This window comes from Kitasatospora sp. NPDC058478 (assembly GCF_042720345.1).
Lineage (GTDB): Bacteria > Actinomycetota > Actinomycetes > Streptomycetales > Streptomycetaceae > Kitasatospora.
The window spans coordinates 1-7154 of sequence record NZ_JBHXML010000137.1 but is presented as its reverse complement, the minus strand read 5'-3'; the positions used below and the strand labels follow the sequence as shown (position 1 = coordinate 7154).

The 7154-nt window shown below is 73.6% G+C and carries 8 protein-coding genes; 4 read left to right on the top strand and 4 right to left on the bottom strand.

Translation table 11 applies throughout. The features are described 5' to 3' along the window. From ACFWPT_RS40430 to ACFWPT_RS40415, 4 genes are all read left to right on the top strand, one after another. The coding region (locus ACFWPT_RS40430; RefSeq protein ID WP_366379572.1) for an acyl-CoA dehydrogenase family protein at positions 1-131 on the top strand (131 nt) is incomplete at its 5' end. Between the two features lie 133 nt (positions 132-264). Further along, on the top strand, positions 265-972 hold the full coding sequence (locus ACFWPT_RS40425) for a TetR family transcriptional regulator (RefSeq protein ID WP_380380797.1): 708 nt from the start codon (positions 265-267) through the stop codon (positions 970-972). Positions 973-1190: 218 nt separating this feature from the next. Further along, the gene (locus tag ACFWPT_RS40420; RefSeq protein ID WP_380487995.1) at positions 1191-2576 is read left to right on the top strand and encodes a chloride channel protein; all 1386 of its coding nucleotides are present in this window, start codon (positions 1191-1193) and stop codon (positions 2574-2576) included. Positions 2577-2790: 214 nt separating this feature from the next. Continuing rightward, positions 2791-3513, top strand: coding sequence for a DUF2278 family protein (locus ACFWPT_RS40415; protein ID WP_380487993.1), 723 nt, complete (start codon positions 2791-2793; stop codon positions 3511-3513). Between the two features lie 25 nt (positions 3514-3538). On the opposite strand, the gene ACFWPT_RS40410 is transcribed toward ACFWPT_RS40415, so the two are convergent. The 4 genes from ACFWPT_RS40410 to ACFWPT_RS40395 form a co-directional block, all read right to left on the bottom strand. Then, positions 3539-4210 carry a prolyl oligopeptidase family serine peptidase gene (locus ACFWPT_RS40410; RefSeq protein ID WP_380487991.1) on the bottom strand — a complete coding sequence of 224 codons (672 nt, stop codon included), beginning with the start codon at positions 4208-4210 and terminating at the stop codon, positions 3539-3541. Between the two features lie 89 nt (positions 4211-4299). Continuing rightward, positions 4300-5781: a phytoene desaturase family protein gene (locus ACFWPT_RS40405; protein ID WP_380487990.1), complete on the bottom strand. Its 1482-nt coding sequence runs from the start codon at positions 5779-5781 to the stop codon at positions 4300-4302. 77 nt (positions 5782-5858) lie between these two features. Continuing rightward, the gene (locus ACFWPT_RS40400; protein ID WP_380487987.1) at positions 5859-6506 is read right to left on the bottom strand and encodes a flavoprotein; all 648 of its coding nucleotides are present in this window, start codon (positions 6504-6506) and stop codon (positions 5859-5861) included. Positions 6507-6523: 17 nt separating this feature from the next. Then, positions 6524-7054, bottom strand: a complete 531-nt coding sequence (locus tag ACFWPT_RS40395) for a hypothetical protein (RefSeq protein WP_380487985.1) — start codon at positions 7052-7054, stop codon at positions 6524-6526. Positions 7055-7154 lie beyond the last annotated feature (100 nt).

Sequence of the window (7154 nt, the reverse complement as noted above, 5' to 3'; positions counted from 1 at the left end):
AGTTGCTGGGCGGGTACGGGTACACGCGGGACTACCCGGTGGAGCGGATGATGCGGGACGCGAAGATCACCCAGATCTACGAGGGGACCAACCAGATCCAGCGCATCGTCATGGCCCGCAACCTGCCGTAACAGCGCCTGCGAGGTGCACCGACGGCCGGGCCGAGCACCCGGTCCGGCCGTTCGGGGCCGATGCTATGTTCCGGGAATGAGCGAGAAGGAAGAGCAGGACCTGCCCATGAACGACGGGCCCGCCAAGCCGGCGATGCGCGAGGCGCTCGTCGCCGCGGCCTTCGAGCTCTTCCTGGAACGCGGCTTCGAGCAGACCACCATCGACGACATCGTCTCGCTCGCCGGAGTCGGCCGGCGCTCCTTCTTCCGCTACTTCCCGGCCAAGGAGGACGTGGTCTTCCCGGACCACGAGCGCAGCCTCGCCGAGATGACGGAGTTCCTGGAGTCCGGCACCGGCGAGGAGGACCCGGTCAAGCACGCCTGCGACGCGGCCCGGCTCGTCCTGCGGATGTACGCCGAACAGCCCTCCTTCTCCGTCCAGCGCTACCGCCTCACCCGCAAGGTCCCCGGCCTGCGGGCGTACGAGCTCTCCGTGGTCTGGCGCTACGAGCACACGCTCGCGGCCTACCTGCGCGGCCGGTTCGCCGACCGCCCGGACGGCCCGCTGCGCGCCGACGTGACCGCCGCCGCCGTCGTCGCCGCGCACAACCACGCCCTGCGCACCTGGCTGCGCTCGGGCGGCGAGAGCGACTGGGTGGTCGAGGTCGACGCGGCGATGGCCTTCGTCACCGGCACCTGGAACGACCGCTCGGGCGGCGAGAACGGCGCGGGTGGGGGGTCCGGGGAGCCCGGGGAGTCCGGGGCGGACGATGTGGTGGTGCTGGTCGCCAGCCGCCGGGCGCCGCTGTGGCGGATGGTCCAGGGCATCGAGAGCGCGCTCGGCGACGCCCACCGGCTCTGACCGCCGGCTGTTGGCTCCGGCCGCCGTCGACGCCGCCCGCTCCGACGCCCACCCGCTCCGGCTGCCAGCCGCCCCGGAGGGCGCTCTCACCCGAACGGCGCAACTCCGCTCGTCCGGCGCCCGGCTGACGGGTCGCACGCCGTGCGGGCCGCCCGGCCCCGGGCGAGACTCGGTCGCAGGACGGGGGCCGCGCGCCCCGGGAGCGCGAAGGAGCGGCGATGCCGGGGACGCCCCAGCAGCAGAACGGTGGCCCCACCCTGCGTCAGGTGCTGCTCGGCAAGGGCTACCTCGGCCTGCTGCTGGTCGCCGCCCTGATCGGTGCCCCGGTCTCGCTGGTCGCCTTCGGCTTCGTCGGCCTGGAGCACCAACTCCAGCACTGGGTCTGGGAGAGCCTGCCGGTCGCCGCCGGCTTCGACCGCGCCCCCTGGTGGTGGCCGCTGCCCGCGCTGCTGCTGGCCGGCCTGCTGCTCGCCCCCGTGGTCACCCGGCTGCCCGGGCGCGGCGGCCATGTCCCGGTGGACGGGCTGGGCGGCCCGCCCACCCCGCCGGGCGCCGTCCCCGGCGTGGTGCTGGCCGCGCTCGCCTGCCTGCCGCTCGGCGCGGTGCTCGGCCCGGAGGCGCCGCTGATGGCGATCGGCGGCGGCCTCGCGCTGCTCGCCGTCCGGTCCGTCAGGCGGGCCCAACGCCCGGAACTGGTACCGGTGTTGGGCACGGCCGGGGCGGCGGCGGCGATCTCCACCATCTTCGGCAGCCCGCTGGTGGCGGGCGTGATGATGATCGAGGCGGCCGGGCTGGGCGGCCCGCGGCTGATCGCCCTGATCCTGCCCTGCCTGCTGGCCAGCGGCGTCGGTGCGCTGGTCTTCACCGGCTTCGGCCACTGGACCGGGCTGTCGATCGGCGCGCTCTCGCTGCCGCGGGTGCCCGAGAGCGGCGTCCCGGACCTGGGCGACTTCCTCTGGGGCGTCCCGCTGGCGGTGGTGATCGCCGTGGTCTGCGTGGCCGGGCAGGCCCTCGGCCGGCGGGTCAAGGCCTTCACCACGGGCGATCCGGCGGGCCCCCGGCCGGTGCCGACCGCTCGTCGGACCGCCGTCCGGACGGTGCTGTGCGCGATCGCCGTCGGAGCCTGCCTCGCGGCGTACGCCCTGCTCACCGGTCGCTCGCCGGAGGAGGCCGCGCTCTCCGGACAGGCCACCCTGGGCGCGCTGGCGGCCGACCCGGCGGCCTGGTCGATCGGCGCGCTGCTCGCCCTGGTGCTGTGCAAGACGGTCGGCTGGGGGATCGCCCTGGGCAGCCTGCGCGGCGGCCCGATCTTCCCGGCGATCCTGATCGGTGCCGCGCTCGGGGCGGCCTGCGCGCCGCTGCCCGGCTTCGGCACCGCGCCCGCGCTGGCCGTCGGACTGGCCGCCTCCGGCGCGGCCGTCACCCGGCTTCCGGTCACCAGCACGGTGCTGGCGACGGCGCTGCTGGGCGGCCAGGCCGCCGATGTGATGCCGCTGCTGATCGTCGCCGCGGTGACGGCCTTCGTCACCGGCGAGCTGCTCCGGGGGCGGCCGAGACGCGTCCACGCCGCGCCCGGCCGGGGCAGGCCGGCACCGGTCGACTGACCGGCCCGCCCTCGTCCGGTCCTCGTCCAGTCCCCGGACGCCGGCGCCCCGACGTCAACGTTCTGCGGCGCGAAAGCCCGTTCGGGGGACGGCAGATGAACAACTGCGGATTCCACAGCCCCCGGTCGGCGGTGTGCGCGATAACGGAGGGACCCCGGCCTACCGGCCGGCGAGGCACCAGGACCAGCAGCCAGGGAACCGAGGAACCACACCCATGCCGATCAGCGACTACGGCGTGCTCGCCGCCACCGCCGTCGACCGGCGCCGCGAGGGCGCCACCGACACCCCGCACTACCAGATCCACCTGCGCGACGCCGGGGGCACCGACTACCGCACGGCGGTCAACGTCCTCTCCCAGCAGGCCCCCGCGGACCTGCGCCACCTCGCGGTCGAGGACTTCCGGCACCCCGTCACCGGTCTCCTCCCGCCGGCCGGCAGCGGCTGGAACCCGCTGCCGTCCCGGCCGGGCACGGCGAGCCTGGACTTCGTCCGCGGGCACCTGTTCGACCCCGCGGCGATGCGCGTCCTGCCGCCCGACCTCCCGGGCCCGGACAACGACCTCGCCGACATGCTCGACCAGCACGTCCAGCGGGCGATCGCCGACCCGGCGGCCGCGGTGTACGTCTTCGGGCAGCGCTTCGGGCCCGAACCCGGCGTCCCGGACAAGGTGTTCGGCTTCCTGCCCGGCAACGGCGTGCACGACGTGCACATGAACCAGGGCAACAGCGGGCGGTTCCGGACGGACGACGGCGTCCACCAGGACGGCGCGCTGCTCATCCACCTGCCGGCGGAGAGCCGGTGGGCGGCGGTGTTCCTGGCCTTCCAGTCGCAGTCCTGGCACACCGACGACCGCACCGGGCACGCCCTGCCCGCGTCCGTCCCGCACCCCACCCGTCCCCGGACCGGCCCCCGTCAGGCGACCGGCTCCCAGCAGTAGCGCCCGCCGGCGCCCGCCGCCGTCCTCAGCCCGCGCTGCGGGACCGGCGGGACTGGGCGAGCAGCCAGGCGTAGACCTCGGGGTCGTCGTACGTCCGCGTCCAGGAGTCATGGCCGACCCCCGGGTAGCGGGTGAACCGCACCGGACCGCCCGCCTCCCGCAGCGCCTCGACCACCCGCTCGGTGTGGGCGACCGGGACGACGTCGTCCTCCCCGCCGTGGAAGGCCCACACCGGGAGGGCGGCGAGGCGCGGCGCCGCCTCTCTCAGCCCGGACCCGCAGATCGGCACGGCGGCGGCGAACCGGTGCGGGTACCGGGCGGCGAGCGCCCACGTGCCGGTGCCGCCCATGCTCAGCCCGGTCACGTACCGCCGGTCCGGGTCGATCCGGTACGTCCGCGCCACCTCCTCGACCAGGGCCGCCAGCGCGCTCACCTCCGCGACCCACGAGCTGTGCGCCGGGCACTGCGGGGCCACCACCACGAACGGCAGCTTCGCCCCGGCGGCGATCTGCCGCACCGGCCCGTGCACGGCGAGCGCCGCCAGATCCTCGCCGCGCTCCATGGCGCCGTGCAGGAGCAGCAGCAGCGGCCACGGCCCGGGGCCCTCGTCGTACCCGTCCGGCAGCGACAGGGCGTACCCCAGGTCGTTGCCGTCCCCGTCGACGGCGAACCGGTGGTGCTGAACAGGTGCGGACATCGGTCTCCTCCAAGGCGCCAGGGGTTCCACGGGGCGGACCCGCCGCCACCACCCTTACCGAGCAGCCTCTCCGATCGATGACGCCGCCGTCACGGTTCACATCGCAAAGACGCCGGACGGGGCCCGAGCGAGGGCGGCGCGGTGATGCCGAACTCCCGGCGGAGCGCGGAGACGGCGGCGAGGTAGCCGCTCATGCCGTGGACGCCCGGACCGGGCGGGGTGGACGCGGAGCACAGGTAGACGCCGGGCAGCGGGGTCGCGTACGGGTTCCACCGGAGGGTCGGGCGCATGAGCAGCTGGCCGAGGGTCAGGGCCCCGGCCCCGATGTCCCCGCCGACGTAGTTGGGGTTGTACGCCTCGTACTGGACGCCGTTGGTGCTCCTGGCGGCGAGGACCGTCTCGCTGAACCCGGGCGCGTACTTCTCGATCTGTGCCGTGACGGAGCCGGTGGGGTCCGCCGCGTACCCGTTGGGCACGTGCGCGTAGGCCCAGACGGGCCTCTTCCCGGCGCGGACCCGGTCGGGATCGGCGACGCCGGGATCCACCAGCAGCACGAAGGGGTCGCCCGCGTCGATGCCGCGGGCGACCCCGGACTCCCGGCGGTAGATCTGCGCCTGCGACCCTCCGAGGTGCACGGTGGCGGCCCTGGCCACGTCGGTGTTGCGCCACGGGATCGCCTCGGACACCAGGAAGTCGACCTTGGCCGCCGCGGGCCCGTACCGGAACCTGCGGAGTCGTCGCCGGTAGGCGGCGGGCAGTCGGTCGCCCGCCACGGCCGAGAACTCCTTCGGCCCGGTGTCGAACATGACGACGCGCGAACCGCGCACCTGCGCCAGCTCGGTGATGCGCGCACCGGTGTGGATCAGCCCGCCGTGGCGCCGGATGTCCTCGGCCAGGCCGGCCGCGATCTCCGAGCTCCCGCCGCGCGGCACCGGCCACCCCGAACTGTGCGCCAGGTGGCCGAGGAAGACCGACACGGCCCCGCCGACGATGCTGGGGAGCCTGCCGACGGCGTGCGCGGCCACCCCGGCGAGGAGGGCGGCCGCCTCGTCGGTCGCGAACCGGCGCGTGGCGAGCGCCGTCCCGTGGACCAGGGACCGCCACGCGAGCATCGCCGGAGTCCGCAGGGACGCGGGGACGGAGCGGAAGTCGGAGAGGAAGAGCTCCCCGATCTCGGTGCTGCGGCCGATGAGCGGTGCCATCAGCCGCCGCCAGCCGGCGCCGTCACGGCCCAGTGCCTCGCAGGTCCGGTCGAGGTCGTGGTACGCCACGGCGGCTCGCCCGTCAGCCAGCGGATGGGCGTAGGACGCTTCCGCCTGGAGCAGGTCGACGCCGCGGGCCGACAGGTCGAACCGGCGGAAGAACGGCGAGACGGCGGCCATCGGATGGACGGCGGAGCAGATGTCGTGCCGTACGTCGCTGTCGAAGAGCGCGTGCGTGCGCAGGCCGCCGCCGATCTCGTCCTGGCTCTCGTAGACGTCGACGTGCAACCCGGCGCGGGCGAAGGTGACGGCCGCCGCCAGGCCGTTCGGCCCGCTGCCCACGACCGCGACGTCGCTGTTCCATTTCATGCTCGGCCCGCCTCGTTCGTGGTCGGTCCGCCGCGCGGGATTCCACGGGCGGAGTGGCCGCTCACCGGGAGCTGGTGCTACCGGCGGCCCTCCGCATCGAACATTCCTTCCAGCTCCTTCAGGACCGACGGCAGGTAGAAGCCGGTCTCGCCCTCCCATTTTCGCTTCCCGACGCTGTACGCCGCGACGGTTTGGCTGACCGAGACGTTCGGGCGCTGCAGCAGGAGCTCCATGTTGCGTTCGACGACGGCATTTCCGGCCGGAAAGGCGGTGGCGAGTACGATCGGCTTCTCGGTGATCTGCAACGCCATGGTGGCGGGGGTGTTGCAGTTTCCCGCGGCGAGCCGCATGGCGAAATCGAGCGTCGCGGGGAAGACGGCGAAGGCGTCGACGCGTTCGCCGATCTCCACGTGCGCGGATTCCGGGAGGGAGGGGTCGGCGTAGTCGTCGGTCCACACGTCGCCGCCCACCAGTCGGCGCAGGGCGTCCAGCGTCACGAAACGCTGTGCGGACCTGGTCACCAGGAGATCGCTCGTGATCCGGGGAAACGACTGGCGCAGCCAGTGCAGCCAGTACGGCGTGAGCGCGGCGTTGATGGATCCGGTCACGATGAACAGGATCCGCTTCTCGCCCAGATCGGGGATCTCCTGATTTCCGCTGCTTCCGGCGTTTCCGCTGTTTCCAGTGCTTCCGCCGGTTCCGCTGCCTTTGGTGCTTTCGGGCATCTCGGTATTCCCCCGGTTCACAGGGCGAGTTCCGGCGAGATCATGATGGGCTTGATCCCGTCGGCACCCTCGGTCGGGACGGACGCCACGATCATGAACTGGTAGTCGCCCGACTCGCTGCTCTTCCTGCACGTGTCCCGCACGGCCCCGGCCATCAGGTTGTACCCGTCGCTGTTCAGCATCCACTCGAACATGGCCCCGTTCGAGGCGAGCGTGCGCACCTGCGATGCCATGTCGAACAGCGCCTTGGGAACCCGGCTCCCCGGGTTCCACAGCACGGCGAGCGGCTTCGCCTCGTTCCGCATGGCCAGGTCGGCCCACGTGGTCCAGCCGTCCGCGGGCGTCGCGCGCGTGCGGTAGAAGACGTACAGGTCCTCGATGCCGGGGTTCGGGGCGAAGAAGCGCCATTGCGGCAGGTCGGGGAAGAACGGCAGGCGCATCTTGATCGGCAGCTTGTCGTCGGGCAGGTTCTCGAAGACCGTCAGCACGACGTGCGTCACCAGGGCGGCCTTGACCAGGGACGCGACGGTCCTGCGCCACGCGCTCATGAGTTCTCCGTAAGGTGTTAGGTGGCCCGGGAGGGCCGGATGTGGCTGATGGGTTCTTGCCGACCGTGGCTTCCCTGGAGTGGCCGTCCGGCTCTCCGGG